14 protein-coding genes are annotated in these 17,703 nt (G+C 42.4%); 5 read left to right on the top strand and 9 right to left on the bottom strand.

Features of this window, described 5'->3' with window-relative positions; translation table 11 throughout:
- Positions 1–99: 99 nt before the first annotated feature.
- Genes sufE through sufA form a run of 6 tightly spaced genes read right to left on the bottom strand, consistent with a single transcriptional unit; the run spans position 100 to position 5,758 of the window.
- Positions 100–516, bottom strand: coding sequence for a cysteine desulfuration protein SufE (gene sufE, locus AACQ83_RS00440; protein ID WP_112875766.1), 417 nt, complete (start codon positions 514–516; stop codon positions 100–102).
- Between the two features lie 37 nt (positions 517–553).
- On the bottom strand, positions 554–1,792 hold the full coding sequence (sufS, locus tag AACQ83_RS00435; protein WP_112875765.1) for a cysteine desulfurase SufS: 1,239 nt from the start codon (positions 1,790–1,792) through the stop codon (positions 554–556).
- Positions 1,789–3,102, bottom strand: coding sequence for a Fe-S cluster assembly protein SufD (gene sufD, locus AACQ83_RS00430; RefSeq protein ID WP_112875764.1), 1,314 nt, complete (start codon positions 3,100–3,102; stop codon positions 1,789–1,791). The genes sufS and sufD overlap by 4 nt, the downstream gene beginning before the upstream one ends.
- Positions 3,077–3,823 carry a Fe-S cluster assembly ATPase SufC gene (gene sufC / locus AACQ83_RS00425; protein WP_112875763.1) on the bottom strand — a complete coding sequence of 249 codons (747 nt, stop codon included), beginning with the start codon at positions 3,821–3,823 and terminating at the stop codon, positions 3,077–3,079. The genes sufD and sufC overlap by 26 nt, the downstream gene beginning before the upstream one ends.
- 57 nt (positions 3,824–3,880) lie before the next feature.
- A complete protein-coding gene (gene sufB / locus AACQ83_RS00420) occupies positions 3,881–5,377 on the bottom strand; it encodes a Fe-S cluster assembly protein SufB (RefSeq protein ID WP_112875762.1) in 1,497 nt (498 codons plus the stop codon).
- Positions 5,378–5,389: 12 nt separating this feature from the next.
- Complete coding sequence (sufA, locus tag AACQ83_RS00415) at positions 5,390–5,758, bottom strand: Fe-S cluster assembly scaffold SufA (RefSeq protein ID WP_112875761.1); 369 nt, start codon at positions 5,756–5,758, stop codon at positions 5,390–5,392.
- 884 nt (positions 5,759–6,642) lie between these two features.
- Between sufA and AACQ83_RS00410 the strand changes: the two genes are divergently transcribed.
- Complete coding sequence (locus AACQ83_RS00410) at positions 6,643–6,801, top strand: Hok/Gef family protein (protein WP_112875903.1); 159 nt, start codon at positions 6,643–6,645, stop codon at positions 6,799–6,801.
- Positions 6,802–7,226: 425 nt separating this feature from the next.
- On the opposite strand, the gene AACQ83_RS00405 is transcribed toward AACQ83_RS00410, so the two are convergent.
- Positions 7,227–7,643, bottom strand: coding sequence for a hotdog fold thioesterase (locus tag AACQ83_RS00405; RefSeq protein ID WP_112875760.1), 417 nt, complete (start codon positions 7,641–7,643; stop codon positions 7,227–7,229).
- Positions 7,640–10,699, bottom strand: a complete 3,060-nt coding sequence (gene ydiJ, locus AACQ83_RS00400; protein ID WP_112875759.1) for a D-2-hydroxyglutarate dehydrogenase YdiJ — start codon at positions 10,697–10,699, stop codon at positions 7,640–7,642. Before ydiJ ends, AACQ83_RS00405 begins: the two co-directional genes overlap by 4 nt.
- Positions 10,700–10,922: 223 nt before the next feature.
- Between ydiJ and ydiK the strand changes: the two genes are divergently transcribed.
- Entirely contained in the window at positions 10,923–12,032 is a 1,110-nt protein-coding gene (gene ydiK / locus AACQ83_RS00395) for an AI-2E family transporter YdiK (protein ID WP_112875758.1), read from the top strand.
- Positions 12,033–12,475: 443 nt separating this feature from the next.
- Here the strand turns inward: ydiK and ppsA are convergent, their stop codons facing one another.
- A complete protein-coding gene (gene ppsA, locus AACQ83_RS00385; protein ID WP_112875757.1) occupies positions 12,476–14,854 on the bottom strand; it encodes a phosphoenolpyruvate synthase in 2,379 nt (792 codons plus the stop codon).
- A 340-nt stretch (positions 14,855–15,194) separates the two neighbouring features.
- Between ppsA and ppsR the strand changes: the two genes are divergently transcribed.
- The 3 genes from ppsR (at position 15,195) to hemP (ending at position 17,634) form a co-directional block, all read left to right on the top strand.
- A complete protein-coding gene (ppsR, locus tag AACQ83_RS00380) occupies positions 15,195–16,076 on the top strand; it encodes a posphoenolpyruvate synthetase regulatory kinase/phosphorylase PpsR (protein ID WP_112875756.1) in 882 nt (293 codons plus the stop codon).
- 141 nt (positions 16,077–16,217) lie between these two features.
- Positions 16,218–17,264 carry a 3-deoxy-7-phosphoheptulonate synthase gene (locus tag AACQ83_RS00375; RefSeq protein ID WP_112875755.1) on the top strand — a complete coding sequence of 349 codons (1,047 nt, stop codon included), beginning with the start codon at positions 16,218–16,220 and terminating at the stop codon, positions 17,262–17,264.
- A gap of 172 nt (positions 17,265–17,436) precedes the next feature.
- Positions 17,437–17,634, top strand: a complete 198-nt coding sequence (gene hemP, locus AACQ83_RS00370) for a hemin uptake protein HemP (protein WP_112875754.1) — start codon at positions 17,437–17,439, stop codon at positions 17,632–17,634.
- Positions 17,635–17,703: the final 69 nt, after the last annotated feature.

The raw sequence follows: 17,703 nt of genomic DNA, 5'->3' as shown, positions 1-17,703 counted from the left end.
CCAACAAAGAGGCAACTTGAAAGATAACGGGTATAAAAGGTTGAAGCCTTATTGGCCGTATATATTATCAGTAGCTATAGAAACGCGTAAGACTGGTATTTAAACCATTTTACTTGCCCTGTTTCGGATAGCACATATCATCGCATGTAACCCCTGCGTGCGTGAGAGAGTCAGATGTTGCTCCAAAGATAATTTGCCAAAATATTCAGTTACATCCAAATCCAGAATCTCCTGGGGTGTTTTATCCTGAAACAAGATAAAGACAATCGCAACCAACCCTTTAACAATAGCGGCATCACTATCACCAATAAATTCCACTTTATTTTGGTGATTTGTTCTTAGCAGTATCCACACCTGACTCTGGCAACCTGCGATTAAATTCTCAGGTTGGCGTTGTTCATCAGTAAGAGGAGGCAACCTCGCCCCCAATTCAATCATATAGAGATATCTTTCTTCCCAATTCTGGCAACGGGAAAAATTACGTAACAACTTATTTGTGTCGGGCCAACTTGCCATGACTTTTTCCTTATCACTCTTTTGATCTATAACTAGTTCAACCCAGTAACAATTCTATTCTCTGCAATGCAACAACAAGCGCATCAATATCTTCTTGCGTAGTATAAATCGCCAATGAGGCCCTACACATGCTGGAAACGTGATAATGTTCCATCAAAGGAAGGGCACAATGATGCCCGGTACGGATCGCTATTCCATATTGATCAAGGAAACTTCCCACATCATAAGCATGATGTCGGCCAAGGTTGAAAGCAATAACCCCCTGACGTTGCTCAGGACCATACCATTTCAGGGTTCTGACCTCTTTCAGCCGTGCCATTGCATAATCCATCAGTGCCTGTTCATGTTGCTGAATTTCATCCAGCCCAAGTGAAGTGACATAATCGACAGCAGCACCAAGCCCAATAATTCCCGTAATATTTGGGGTTCCCGCTTCAAATCGCCACGGTGGTTCCGCATAGGTTATCCCCTTTTGCAGGCTAACCTGTTTTATCATCGCGCCACCCCCTTCCCAAGGTGGCATAGCATCCAGCAGGGATTTACGCCCATAAAGCACACCAATGCCTGTTGGGCCATATAATTTGTGACTGGAAAAAACATAGAAATCGCAGTCCAGATCCTGCACATCAACTTGCTGATGCATAATGGCCTGAGCACCATCGACTAGAATATGCAACCGACTCCCCTGCTCATTAGCTAGTTTTCTTGCCTGTTTTATGATTTGACGTACAGGATTCACTGTACCAAGCACATTAGAGAGGTGAGTAAAAGAGAGTAATTTAGTCCGTGAATCAATCAAAGAGGCTAAGACGACTTGATCCAACTCGCCATTCTCATTCAATGGCCATACTCTAATTTCAAACCCAATCTGTTCTGCCAGCATATACCACGGAACAATATTGGCGTGATGTTCCATTTCAGTAATAACAATATTATCGCCATTATTGATAAACTTGCGGCCATAACTGTTAGCAATCAGGTTAATCCCTTCTGTCGTACCTTTAACGAAGACAATCTCTTCATGACTTTGAGCATGAATAAATTGCGCCATCTGGTAGCGCACATTTTCAACCATCCGAGTAGCCGCAGAGCTCAGGGTATGAATTCCCCGGTGAACTGCCGCATACTGGTGCAAATAAAATTCACTTTCTCGTTCAATAACCGAAACCGGCTTCTGAGTGCTGGCAGCACTATCAAGATAAACCAATGGATGCCCATTAACCCGTTGAGTTAACACCGGGAAATCTTGCCGCACCTTTTTTACAGAAAAAGTCATCTTTCCACTCTCTCTAAACGGTGCTTAATATGTTTCATAACAACGGCCTTCAGGGATTCATCTTCAATAGATTCAGTTAGCTCAGCAGCAAAAGCAAATACCATCATATGCTCTACATCACGTCGTTCGATACCGCGTGATTGCAGATAAAACAGTTGTTCTTCATCTATCCGACCAACGGTTGCACCATGACTGCATTTCACATCATCAGCGTAAATTTCCAGTTGGGGTTTGGTATCCACTTCTGCCTGTTTGCCCAACAACAAATTGTTATTGGTCATTTGTCCGTCAGTTTTCAATGCATGAGGAGCCACTTTAATCATGCCGTTAAATACCGCTTTGCTCTGCTCCATCACAATGGTTTTATGCAACTGACGGCTTTCACAATGCCCCTTATTATGTTCCAAATAAGTACGAGTATCGGCGACCTCTTTTCCTTGCGGCAACAGTAAGCTGTTCAACGACAGATTGGCCCCTTCGCCATTCAACTTAACACTGGTATTGTGTCGGCCAAGCCCTGAGCCTAATAAAAAGCTGGTGCTTTTTACTTGAGCATCACGACCAATCACAATATCGTTATGGGCAAAGTGATAGCTTGCACTGTTCTCAACCCCCAGTTTTATATGGGCGAAATGGGCATTATCCCCCACTTCCGCAGTTAATCGGCTTCCTGTCATATGAGGTTGTTGTCTATCAATACTGACGAAATGTTCAATCACGCTGGCACTCGCATTCGTGCCTACGGCAATGTGGTAGCGGTAATGACTACTATTCAATGCTTCACTACTGTGACCACTGGTTATATTCAGCAGGTACAGCGGCTTTTCTGCCACTTGCCCAGCCTTTAACGTAATAACCAAAGGTTGTTGAGCCAAACTCTCTGTCAAATGCAGAAAAATCTCACCCTGTATCGGTGCCGGAAGCCCACTTTTGTTATCCAGTAAACTGAGCTGATATGGCCCAAATTCACAGGAACTCAGTAAAGGTGAAAAACAACCATCCACCATAACGACACGCCAACAATCCATTGGAATCGCCAGTTGTTCGCATTGTGCTACTGTCAATTCCCAAGTTTTGCTGCTGTATTGCTGATTTAACAATTTATCCAACGGCGTATAACGCCAATCTTCATGTCTGAATTGAGGAAAACCGGTTTTAATGGCTTTCTGCCAATGCAAACTGGCATGAGATGAATCCTCACCATGACGGCTGTGGTACAAATCAGCAAAACGTGCTAATGCTTGCTGATTACGTTCTGCAACCTGCCGCACCTTTTCAGCTTTTTCACTGTTGGTCAATAAGCCAGCCATAACCTTGCTCCTCCAACTTTTTCGCCAGACTGAAATCACCGGATTTAATTATTCTTCCCTGATAAAGCACATGCACAAAATCAGGTTTCACATAATCCAAAATACGTTGGTAATGGGTCACAATAATGAATGAACGATTTGGATCACGTAGAGAATTCACACCATTAGCCACAATTTTCAATGCATCAATATCCAGCCCTGAATCTGTCTCATCCAGAATACAGAGTGTCGGTTCCAGCGCGGCCATTTGCAGAATATCATTACGCTTTTTCTCACCACCGGAAAAGCCGACATTGACTGAACGTGTCAGCAAATCCGGCGGCATATCCAACAATTCAATTTTTTCTTCGATAAAATCGGCAAAATCAAAGCGATCCAGCGGCTCCTGATAGCGATATTGGCGAACAGCGTTCACTGCGGTTTGCAGGAAAAATTGATTACTGACACCCGGAATTTCTACCGGATATTGAAACGCCAGGAAAATCCCCTCGCCGGCTCGCTCTTCTGGCTCAAATCCAAGTAAATCTTTGCCTTTAAAGGTGATTTCACCATCATCGATTTCATACTCTTCACGGCCAGCTAACGTTGCTGATAATGTACTTTTACCGGAACCATTTGGCCCCATAATGGCATGAATTTCACCCGGTTTAACTTCAAGATTTAATCCTTTTAAGATTTCATTACCTTCAACACTGACTCGTAAATTTTTAATACTTAACATATTACATGCCTTCGAACGACTTAACGTTCTGTCATAAAAAAGGGAAACCGAGAAAATTCATCCGACGCTGTGTTCAAGGCTGATCGCCAGCAATTTTTGTGCTTCAACAGCAAATTCCAGGGGAAGTTCAGAGAACACATCCTTACAGAATCCATTAACAATCATGGAAATCGCATCATCTTCACTGATGCCACGTTGCAAGCAATAGAACAATTGATCTTCACCAATGCGGGAGGTTGTCGCTTCATGCTCCAGTTGCGCCGTATTGTTCTGTACTTCTACATAAGGGAATGTATGCGCGCCACATTCAGTACCAATCAACATGGAGTCACATTGGGTATAGTTACGAGCGTTTTCTGCTCCCGGTAATATTTTAACCAGCCCACGATAACTGTTCTGACTACGACCGGCAGAAATGCCCTTTGAAATAATGGTCGATTTGGTATTACGGCCAATGTGGATCATCTTGGTACCGGTATCTGCCTGTTGAGTACCGTTAGTCAGCGCAACGGAGAAAAACTCTCCAATCGAGTTATCCCCTTTCAGGATCACACTGGGATATTTCCAGGTAATTGCGGAACCTGTTTCCGATTGAGTCCAAGACATTTTGGCATTTTCGCCTTCACATAATGCTCTTTTAGTGACAAAGTTGAGAATCCCCCCGGCACTATCACCACCGGAAAACCAGTTTTGTACCGTGGAATATTTTACTTCGGCATCTTTATGGATAATCACTTCGACAACAGCGGCATGAAGCTGATAGCTATCACGCACCGGTGCAGAGCATCCTTCTATATAGCTGACATAACTGCCTTCATCAGCAATCAGGATAGTGCGCTCAAATTGTCCCGTTTTCGCAGCGTTGATACGGAAATAGGTGGACAGTTCCATTGGGCATCGAACGCCTTTTGGCACATAAACAAAAGTACCATCAGAAGCCACCACGGCATTCAACGCGGCAAAAAAGTTATCATGGCTTGCAACCACACTGCCGAGGTATTTACGGACCAATCCGGGATATTCCTGTATCGCTTCACTAAATGAGCAGAAAATAATCCCTTCTTTCGCTAACTTATCCCGATAGGTCGTTGAAACAGAAACGGAGTCAAAAATAGCATCTACCGCAACAGCTTCACCTTCCCGGACAGGAACACCCAACTTATCAAATGCTTCTTCAATTTCTGCGGTTAAATAGCTATTAGCTTGCTCCGCTCCTGTCCCTTGAACAGCACCAGATTGTGAATTGCAACTATCACCACAAGCACCGCATGAAGGTGCTGAATAGTAACTGTAGTCTTGGTAATCAAGATTGGGATAATGGGCTTTCAACCAATGAGGCTCTTCCATTCCTAGCCAATGGCGATAAGCCTCCAGCCGAAATTCAAGCATCCATACGGGCTCATTGCGTTTTGCGGAAATGGCCCGCACAACCTCTTCACTCAAACCTTTAGCTAACTCATCCGTCGCTACCTGAGTAAAGAAGCCTTCTTTATAACGATGATCGCTAAGCCAAGTCTGCACATCATCACTGATTTCTACATTGCTCTGAGACATATATTGGTACACTTATATACCAAAGCTTTCACCACACCCACAGGCATGTTGTGCTTTTGGATTATTGAATTTAAATATCTGATTTAAACCTTCACGAACAAAATCCACTTCAGTACCATCAATAAATGGCATGGCTTTCAGAGGAACATATAGACATGCACCTTCATCTTCATACCTTAGATCATCAGGTGCCGGATCGTTAACCATCTCAAACACATAGCCAAAGCCGGCACATCCCGATTGCTTAACCCCCAGATATAATCCTTTGCTTTGTGGGTTTTGCTGCATCAACTTTAGGATCTGCTCTGCAGCTCTCGCGGTGATGGTGATTCCTTGCCATGCAGTTTCATTCAGAGAAAAGGTTTCAACACTATTTGTCATAGTTGACCTCACATTTGTTCTATGGTCATTTTTGCCGCCGTTATCGGAGGACTCTACTTCCCGTATAATGGTAATGATAACCTTTATCACTTCAACCATTTGTTTTAAGAGGATATACCTTAATCAGATCGAATTTTATACAAATGCGATGATTTATGTTCATTTCATATGAAGGTATATCTTTAATTTACTGTTTTATCTATAAATTATTAGTTTGATCAATTGTGCTATTTTGTACTTATTGGCGTAAGACAAAAGCACAAAAAGTTCATCAAAAGCACTATTAATGCGAGCTTTCAGAGACACAGGAGAATGGCTCCATCCCCAGTATAAAAATAAAAGCCAGTCAGACAAAACTGATATAGTTAACCGAAAGTACAGAATGAAGGTTGCCATTATGATGATAATATATGCAAATAGAATTTCTGTTTAATTGAGGCAATTAATTAAACGCATTAAGAAACAATTTTATCTATACCCGTTATCTTTCAAGTTGCCTCTTTGTTGGCTGCACTCACTTACCCCGGTCACATAGTTACCTATGCTCCCGGGGATTCGCTCCCTTACCGTCGCGATGCATCTTGAAATCCATAGGATATATATATTCCACTTCCAACATTCCTTTATTTTTTATTAATAGCTATACTGACTGGTTAATTTAATTCAAAGGTATTACTTGACTATAATAAATATTTTCAAGATGTTGCATCTTATATCAATAAAAGTATACTGCCTCCGGGTGCTTGAGACTTTCTGTCTTGAGCATTATATTCCAGGCAGGAAGAGAAAAGCCCCATCCGACTATAAATCGAAATGAGGCTACTCCTAATGCTGAACAACATAAGGCTAGCCTCTTACCTGACAAAAAGCAAGGAGAGAAGGTGATGAAGCCGCAAAAAATCGCAATATTTAGTTTGATCATTATTTGTGTGACATTACTCCTGTTCACATGGATAACAAGGGGTTCACTCTGTAAGCTCCATGTCAAACGAGGTAATACAGAGGTTGCGGCAATTATGGCTTACGAATCCAGCAACAGGTAAGGCAACCTCAGGCGGGAGGTTTTTACTCCCGCCCTTTTAGATGTTGTTATGGCTTTAGTTCTCAGGCACCCTTTATATTTCAGTGGAATTAGACATTAATTAAAACTACTGAAATTTTAGCATTAATTGATATATACTGGCGTTTACAGATTTAAATAAAAATTTTCAATTAGATTTTTTCCTATCCCAATATTAATTCTTTTAATATCATTCACCACTTCTATTCCATTAGACATTTAAACTTATAGAACATATACAATCAACTCAAATAACCCATAATATTATAAAAATATCGATAAGCTCTATAAATATATATACTTCTTAAAGGTTATCGCAACTCAAGTAAATTATCTTAAAAAATAACTTTTTCACTTAAATAGTAGGTTATTTCACATAATAACCTACTTCTACTTTTGTTTTATATTTTATCCAGGCAAAACTGATGTGGTTAACCGAGAGGTACAGCACAAATGTTGCCGCTCATCAAAAATATCAATTCTCCACACCTGGTGATTGCGGCCAATATGAATAGGTTTACATACGCCTTTCACTTCACCACCACGAACCGAGCGAATATGATTAGCATTGATTTCCAGCCCAACAACTTTTTTCTCACCTTCGGAACAGAGATACCCAGCTAAAGAACCGAGTGATTCTGCCAGCACAACAGATGCCCCGCCATGCAATAAACCAAATGGCTGACGCGTGCGATAATCAACCGGCATTGTGCCTTCAATATAGTCATCACCGATATGCGTGATTTTTATGCCCAGATGGCCCATCATACATTGGCTATTTACTTGATTCAGGCTATCCAGTCCAATATCACGTTTCCAAATCATGGGATTATCTCCAATAAAGCTTGCAACGGATGCTTAAGTACTTGCCCTTCTATCCTCTTAACCTGACTGCGGCAGGAATAACCGGAACTTAGACAGCGCTCCAATGGGAATTTCTGTAAGGCAGGTTGCCAGGATAACTTATAGATACCAATAGAGTGTTCTATGTTTTTGTTTTCATGACCATAGGTTCCGGCCATGCCACAGCAGCCTACACTGATATTATCCAGCTTGCTACCCAACCGATGGAAAATTTTTTCCCACTGTTGACTACTGCCCGGTAGCATAGTCACTTCGGTACAATGTCCAAATAGATACCATTTATCACCGGATCTTTCTTCATGGCCACTTTTCTCTGGTAAGGTATTAATCAACCATTCATGAACAAGCTGAACCTCAAACTTCCCACGCTGTTCTCCCAAAATTTCTTTATATTCGTCCCGGTAGCACAGTACCAGCGCTGGATCGATACCGACCATAGGAATACCCAACTCAGCAACCCGGTTCAGAAAATCTGACGTCTTTTTGGCCGTTTTAGCAAAACGGGATAAGAAGCCTTTGATATGTTGTGCTTTACCGTTTGGAGAAAATGGCAGCAATACGGGTTTATATCCCAATTTTTCTACCAAATAGGCAAAATCAGCCACAACTTTTGCATCGTAATAACTCGTGAACGGGTCCTGAACGATCAACACGTGTTCGTTACGATGAACTTGTTCCATTTTTTCAAGCTGTTCCAGTGTGGTCGAAAGTGCATAATGACCCGCCAGTTGTTGGTGCAGCGTCGGGCTGGATAACAAGGGTAAATCCACCATGCCGATAGTCCGGCAACTCAATTCTTGCATCCACGATTGTTTCAGGAAGAAATTAAAGACCCGAGGGACCTTAGCCATTAATGGCGTACTGCTTTCCGCACTCGCCACGATATGATCACGTAAAGGGCGAAAATAGCGGCCATGATATAACTCAAGAAAACGCGCACGAAATGACGGAACATCAATTTTAATCGGGCACTGTGTTGAGCAAGCTTTGCATGCCAGACAACCCGACATTGCCTCTTTCACTTCGTGAGAAAAGTCATACTCACCACGCCATGCCTGCCAGCTATTGCGAGTCTTCTCAATCAACCCACGCAAACTTGGTCGTTTTTGCTCTAATCCTTGTTTCAGTAGCGTCGGCTCCACCCCCTGTTCCGTCAAAAGGCGCAGCCATTCACGCACCAGTGTTGCGCGTCCTTTCGGCGAATGGATACGTTGCTGACTCACTTTCATTGATGGACACATCGGGCTTTTGGCATCGAAATTAAAACAGAGCCCATTCCCATTACACTCCATAGCGCCACGGAATGTATTCTTGACATTTACCGGAATTATCCGGTCATAAGTTCCTCGCTTAACAGCATCGACCTTCATCATAGGAGCATCAATCCCCATCGGCGGACAAATTTTACCCGGATTCAAGCGATTATCCGGGTCAAAAGCAGCCTTAATCCGGCGTAATTCTTCATACAAGATGCTACCGAAAAATGCCGGGCTGTATTCAGCACGAAATCCTTTACCATGCTCTCCCCACAGCAAACCACCATAACGTGCCGTAAGACTGACAATTGCATCAGAAATCTGTTTCATCAGTATTTCCTGCTGAGGATCACACATATCCAACGCTGGCCGAACATGCAGCACCCCCGCATCCACATGACCAAACATACCATAATTGAGATGATGGCTATCCAATAGTTGCCGGAATTCCGCAATATAATCAGCAAGATGCTGTGGCGGCACACACGTATCTTCCACAAAAGGAATGGGTTTCGCCGCACCTTTACTGTTACCCAACAAGCCAACCGCTTTCTTGCGCATGGCATAAATACGCTCAATATCAGCTAACTCTCGGCAAATTTGATAACCAATAACCCCAGCTTGCTTGCTATCCATCAGTTCATCAAGGCGCTGACAAAGTGTTTCTACTTGCCGGTCTATCAAAGGTTGATCATCGCCACTGAATTCAACAATATTCAACCCCTGCATATCTTTGTTCGGAACATCAGTGATCAATTCCTTAACTGAATGCCAGACGATATCCTCACGCGCCAAATTCAGCACCTTGGAATCCACGGTTTCAACCGATAATGCCTTTGCCTCCACCATAAAAAGGGCATTACGCAGTGCAGAATCAAATGAATCATATTTCACATTCACCAATCGCCTAACTTTTGGCAGCGGAGTAATATCCAAAACCGCTTCGGTAATAAAAACTAGCGTTCCTTCTGAACCGGTTAAGATACGACCTAAGTCAAATTTCCGCATATCGTCACTGAAAACATGGCGCAAATCATAACCGGTCAGAAAGCGATTAAGTTTGGGGAATTTTTCAACGATAAGTTCACGTTGTTCACGGCAACGACTAAGCACCGTGTTATAAATGCGACCGGTAACAGAATCCTCTTGCGCAATCGATTCCGCCTGGACTATATCCATAGCGCGGGTGTCAAGTAATTCCCCCCCTAATAGAACTGCCCGTAGGCTAAGAACATGATCAGAAGTTTTACCATAGACTAATGAGCCCTGACCGGATGCGTCAGTATTAATCATACCGCCCAATGTTGCACGGTTACTGGTTGAAAGCTCCGGTGAAAAGAAATAACCATATGGACGCAAATATTGATTCAGTTGGTCTTTAATCACACCCGCTTCAACTCTGACCCAACCTTGCTCCGGGTTAATCTCAAGAATGCGATTCATATAACGGGACATATCCACCACAATGCCGTCATTAAGCGCCTGGCCGTTTGTGCCTGTACCGCCACCGCGTGGAGTAAATGTCAAATTCTGATATTCTTTTTCACCTGCGACACGAGCCAGTAAAACCACATCGGCACTGGATCGAGGGAAAACGACAGCCTGTGGTAAGAGTTGATAGATACTGTTATCTGTCGCCATTGTCAGACGATCGGCATAACTACTGGCAACATCTCCGGTAAATCCTTGTTCCTTTAATGTATCCAAGAACTTCTGTGCGACCTCACTGACGTGCGGTGCTTGTGATATGCGTGGGATCATTATCGTTTTGACCCTTTTAAAATGAGTGTCCACATTGCTTTATTTATACTATCTTTGAATCAATGCCTTAATCAGCCGTAACCATTTACCACCGTTAACTGATTTGTCTGAGAAGGCAAGCGTTTACCTTATCATAATATTCACCTATTTTGAGTAACCTGTAGATAACATCCTATTTATTCATTATCTTTAGCGCCACTAAATCCCTGAGAGAAATTAACTTATGGACAAATCTCAACCGCATTACGACCTCCCCAAACTATTATTTACTTTAATTTTCCTATCATTGTTAATCGTTACCAGTTTTTGGGTGATAAAACCTTTTATCTTTGGTTTTGTCTGGGCAGGCATGGTTGTCATCGCCACCTGGCCATTATTAGAAAAACTACAGAACAGTTTGTGGGGTAAGCGCTGGATTGCTGTCTCCATCATGACGCTACTGTTAATCCTATTATTTGTGATCCCTATCGCATTACTGGTTAGTAGTTTATTGGAAAACAGCGCGCCATTAATCCAATGGGCTAAATCCCCCTCTCATTTTCAGATACCGACAATGACCTGGCTGAATAACATCCCTCTGGTTGGCGATAAACTATACAGCGGTTGGAACTCACTCATTACTGATGGTGGAAATGTTCTGATAGCTAAAGTCCAGCCTTATGTTGGAGAAGCAGCAACCTGGTTCTTTACTCAAGCAGCAAATGCCGGGCGTTTCGTATTCCATCTCGGTTTGATGGTGCTATTCAGCGTGCTCTTATATCTAAAAGGAGAACAGGTGACGATGAGCATTCGCCATTTTGCCATTCGCTTGGCAAATAAACGCGGAGATGCCGCCATCCTGTTAGCAGCACAATCCATCCGTGCCGTAGCGCTTGGAGTGGTGGTTACCGCATTGGTTCAAGCCATTATCGGTGGTCTTGGCTTGGCTGTTTCAGGCATTCCTTATGCTACATTACTGACAGTACTCATGTTTGTCTGTTGTGTCGCTCAACTCGGCCCATTACTGATTTTAGTTCCCGCTGTTGCCTGGCTTTATTGGACAGGTGATACAACCTGGGGAACCGTGCTACTGGTCTGGAGCGGTATCGTAACGACAATGGATGGGTTTCTTCGCCCATTTTTAATCCGTCTGGGCGCAGATTTACCTATGGTGCTAATATTAATAGGCGTTATTGGTGGAATACTCTCATTTGGCATGATTGGCTTATTTATCGGCCCCGTTGTATTAGCAGTTGCTTATCGTTTATTAATCGCATGGATGAATGAAGTCCCAGAACCTAAAAATGATTTAGCCGAAACTGAAAAATATCTGGAACAGAAATTTTCAGAATAAATTTGTATGATAATTAATTCTGACTTATATAGCGAAAGAGAGTTAGCTCTTTCGCTAAATCATAATCTCAATAAAACTTATCATTCTTCTGAGGTGCTGATTTATTAAATATCATTATTGTAAAGTAATTGTTAAAAAATCGTTAAATTTGGCTCATTATAGCCGTAAATAATACGTAAATTAGGACAATTCTTAATGAATAAACTATTTAACTAAATTAATATAAGTGGGCTATGAACGAGACGTTTATTTCTCCTTTTGATGGTTCTACTTGTTAGAAACACCTATATTGCTGTGTGTAGTCCTTGCCTATCACGCCCATGATAGGCTTTTTTTTTGCTATTTTTATACTTTCCCTTAGAACGATAATTAACGACTCTAGTTGTTAAAAAACCCGCCATTATTTTGACGGGCCTTTAGTTTCAATTGAGTATTATTCTCAATTAACTCACTTTCGCTAATCCTAACCAAGTTTTTACAACGGTATCTGGATTTAATGACAGGCTATCAATCCCTTCTTCCATCAACCAATGAGCAAAATCCTGATGGTCTGAAGGCCCCTGACCACAAATTCCCACATACTTGTTTTGACGCTTAGCCGCTTGAATAGCCAATGAGAGCAGCGCTTTGACCGCATCATTACGTTCATCAAATAGTTCAGATACCACCCCAGAATCCCGATCCAAACCAAGAGTCAGTTGAGTCATATCATTAGAACCAATAGAGAAGCCATCAAAATGTTCAAGGAACTGTTCTGCCAGAATTGCGTTGGACGGAATCTCGCACATCATAATGACTTTCAATCCGTTTTCACCGCGCTTCAACCCTTGGGATGCCAATTCAGCAATCACTGCTTCAGCCTGCGCTACCGTACGAACGAACGGGATCATAATTTCAACGTTGGTCAACTCCATATCATTACGTACACGTTTAACGGCTTCGCACTCCAATGCAAAACAGCGACGGAAACTGTCAGAAACATAACGCCCTGCACCACGGAAACCTAGCATAGGGTTCTCTTCATCAGGTTCATAAATGTCACCACCAACCAGATTGGCATATTCATTGGATTTAAAATCAGACAAACGGACAATAACCCGTTTCGGCCAGAATGCAGCCGCCAGAGTGGCAATCCCCTCCGTCAAGCGCCCAACATAGAACTCAACCGGGTTGTCATAACCTGCCATCAGCGATTTTATCTCTTGCTGCAACTCAGGAGTTTGCTGATCAAACTCCAGTAATGCTCGGGGATGTACACCAATCATCCGATTGATAATAAATTCCAAACGAGCAAGACCTACACCATCATTCGGCAAACGGGCAAAATCAAATGCACGATCTGGATTGCCGACGTTTAGCATAATTTTTACATCAAGCTCTGGTAACTGATCGACTTGAGAACTTTGTACAGTAAAATTCAGTTGATTTTGATAAACAAAACCCGTATCACCTTCCGCACAGGACACTGTCACCGACTGATTCTCTTTCAAACGTTCCGTTGCATCACCACATCCAACAACTGCGGGAATGCCCAATTCACGGGCAATAATCGCTGCATGACAGGTCCGGCCACCGCGGTTAGTCACAATCGCAGCAGCTTTTTTCATAATAGGCTCCCAATCCGGATCGGTCATATCAGTAACCAGAACATCACCCGGTTGGATGCGATCCATTTCATTCAAGTTGTGAATAACTTTTACTCGACCTGCACCAATACGATGGCCTATGGCACGTCCTTCCACCAATACCTGACCTTGTTCATTCAGTTGGTAACGTTCCATAACCTGCTGATTTGAGCGGACAGTCTCAGGACGCGCCTGAACAATGTATAACTTGCCGTTATGACCATCTTTAGCCCATTCAATATCCATTGGTCGGCCATAATGTTTTTCAATTAGTAACGCCTGACGCGCCAATGCCTCAACTTCTTCATCAGCTAAAGAGAAACGATTGCGTTGTGATGCTGGTACATCTTCGATGCGTACCTGCTTGCCATGTTCTTTATTGTCAGCATAGATCATATGCAGTTTTTTAGAACCCAGATTACGTCGCACAATTGCTGGTTTACCCTTATTCAGGGTTGATTTATGAACATAGAACTCATCCGGATTCACAGCGCCCTGAACAACCATCTCACCCAATCCGTAAGCAGAGGTAATAAAAACAACCTGATCAAACCCTGATTCAGTATCAATAGTGAACATCACACCGGAAGAGGCGAGATCAGAACGCACCATACGTTGTACACCCGCTGATAATGCAACCCCCCGATGGTCATATCCCTGATGGACACGATAGGAAATAGCGCGATCATTAAACAATGAAGCAAACACATGTTTGATGGCAACCATCACAGTATCAATGCCTTGCACGTTTAGAAAGGTTTCCTGCTGCCCGGCAAAAGAGGCGTCAGGCATATCCTCAGCCGTTGCCGAAGAACGTACAGCAAAAGAGGCTTCAGGCTCTCCTTCAGACAACTGTTGATAAGCATCCTGAATATCTTTTTCTAGTTGTGGCGTAAATGGTGTATCAATCACCCATTGGCGAATTTGTGCACCGGCTTTAGCCAGTTGATTGACATCATCAACATCCGTTTCATCCAGCAAGTCATAAATACGCTGATTGACACCACTTTGTTCCAAGAAATCATTAAATGCCTGTGCTGTCGTGGCGAAACCATTCGGGACAGAAACCCCCAACTCTGACAGGTGAGTGATCATTTCTCCCAGGGAGGCGTTTTTACCACCAACCCGGTCAATATCATGCATACCTAATTGGTTATACCAAAGCACATTACGCGGAGTGAGGTCATTATTGGGCATTAAAACAATCCTTTTAGCATTCGTGAGAGATACCCGTTATCTTTCAAGTTGCCTCTTTGTTGGCTGCACTCACTCACCCCAGTCACATCGTTATCTATGCTCCCGGGGATTCGCTCCCTTACCGTCGCGATGCATCTTGAAATCCATAGGGTATACAAATCGGAAAATTGGCACTGCATAGCGCAGTCATAAATAGACTAACACAATGTTTTCGCACACATAGAAAGGTGAATCGATCAACCCAACACATTATTTTTTTCTTAGGTATACTTTGCAGAAAATCGAAACTCGGTTTCATTTAACTAAACGATTGGAAAGATAAAAGGTCACTATAAATATCATGGCAAAATTCAGATTAGAAACATCAGCGAAACGTAATGGTCGTAATAGTGTTGAAAGTGTTGAACGCACTGTCTTTTTTATTTCAGATGGCACGGCAATTACCGCAGAAGTATTGGGCCATGCTGTCTTATCACAATTTCCCATCAAAATAACTTCTTATACTCTTCCTTTTGTTGCCAGTGAAACCCGCGCAGAAGAAATAAAGCAACAAATAAATCAGATATATCAGGATACGCGTATAAGACCTTTAGTTTTCTATTCTATTATCTCTTCTGGAGTGAAAAATATTATTACCAGCAGCGAAGGATTTTGTCAGGACATTGTACAAACACTGGTAGCGCCATTACAGCAAGAAACCGGGTTGGAACCCAAACCCGAACTTAATCGCACTCACGGCCTGACTGAGAAGAATCTCAGCCAGTACGATGCACGTATAGCTGCTATTGATTATGCCCTGGCACATGATGATGGTATCTCTTTACGTAATCTTGACCAGGCACAGGTTATCCTATTGGGCGTATCCCGCTGTGGGAAAACACCCACTAGCCTCTATTTAGCCATGCAATTTGGTATTCAGGCTGCAAATTATCCTTTTACTGCGGATGATATGGACAATTTACAATTACCTGCGACATTAAAACAATTTCAACATAAGTTATTCGGTTTAACTATAAGCCCTGAACGGCTGGCAGCGATTAGGGAAGAACGTCGAGAAAATAGCCGTTATGCATCATTGAGGCAATGTAGAATAGAAATTTCCGAAGTTGAAGCTTTATTCCGTAAGAATAAGATTAATTATCTTAACACCACCAATTATTCTGTTGAAGAAATCTCAACCAAAATAATCGATATGATGAAGCTAAACCGCCGAATGTTTTAAAAATATATCAATAGGAATAATGGAAAAAAATTTATCATATGATTAATTATATCATTTGTTTAACTTAGTCGTTTTCGTTTATTGTAATTTCAATTACCTATAGATATGCCTGCTAATGTGAAACGAACTTCGAGAAAATATATGTACAAAACAGATGGTTTAAGGACTCACCGTGTCGACAGTTTGGTAACACCTCAAACTCTTGCAATTCAATTTCCCGTATCCGAAAAAATCGTCAACAATGTGACAGCGTCACGGAAACGTATTGCCGATATTCTTTGCGGGAACGATCCACGGCTTATGGTAATCATCGGTCCTTGCTCTATTCATGATATTGATGCCGCTTTAGATTATGCTCAGCGACTGAACAGATTGCGTGAAAAATACCAGCACAGACTGGAAATTATTATGCGCACCTATTTTGAGAAACCACGCACAGTGGTGGGCTGGAAAGGTTTAATTTCAGATCCCTATCTCGACGGTTCTTGCCAGGTAAATCGGGGCATTACTTTGGCCCGGAAATTATTGGTTGACGTCAATGAGTTGGGTTTACCTACGGCAACCGAGTTTCTGGATATGGTGACCGGCCAATATATTGCCGATCTGATCAGTTGGGGCGCGATCGGAGCCAGAACAACAGAAAGCCAGATTCACCGAGAAATGGCATCCGCCCTCTCCTGTCCAGTTGGCTTTAAAAATGGAACGGATGGCAACATCCGTATCGCCATAGATGCAATCCGTGCAGCCAGTGCCTGTCACACATTTCTCTCGCCAGATAAGCACGGCCAGATGACCATCTATCAAACCGAAGGCAACCCATACGGCCACATTATTATGCGTGGAGGCAAACAACCTAATTACAGTGCTAAAGATATTGCTACAGCTTGTACTCAACTACGTGAATTTAATTTACCAGAACATTTAGTTATCGATTTCAGTCATGGTAATTGTCAAAAAATTCATAAACGCCAACTGACTATAGCAAAAGAGGTGGGCCACCAGATTCAAGAGGGTTCTACCGCTATTGTCGGTGTGATGGTTGAAAGTTTTCTGGTTGAAGGCACCCAGCAAGTCATTCAGGGGCAACCGCTAAATTACGGTCAATCGATCACAGATCCTTGTCTAAACTGGCAAGATACAGAACAGCTTATTGACATTCTCGCCGAAGCAGTAAGTTACCGTTTCTAAATCCTTATTCCGAGTTAGCCTTTTTCATTCATAAGAGGCTAACTGACAACACATTAATTAAATTTCATTAATATGTTGCTCCTGACCACCAAAAATATTGCTTGAAGTCACCTCTTTATATAACGATAATAATTCTCACTATGATAATAGTTAGTATTCGCAAAGTGGTTTTATGACTAAAATATGTCACCAACATTCTTGTATTACACTTGAAAAACAATGCAACACCTATCCTGCTGAAATTGTAGAAATTGGCTACATTGACAGTAAACAACTATTAGGTGAGCTAGGAATTACCAGAATTCGTCACCAAGGAGAATTCTACCAATTGCGCCAAACTAAAGCCGGTAAGCTGATACTAACTAAATAAAATAATAACTCAGCCAGCCACCCGGATCGCGTATCGGGGCAGCCAGCTATATCCATAACTCATAAAATA

This window comes from Photorhabdus sp. S10-54 (assembly GCF_963878145.1).
GTDB lineage: Bacteria > Pseudomonadota > Gammaproteobacteria > Enterobacterales > Enterobacteriaceae > Photorhabdus > Photorhabdus kayaii.
Note: the sequence above shows the minus strand (reverse complement) of the source record. Positions and strands in the feature narration are given on the sequence as shown.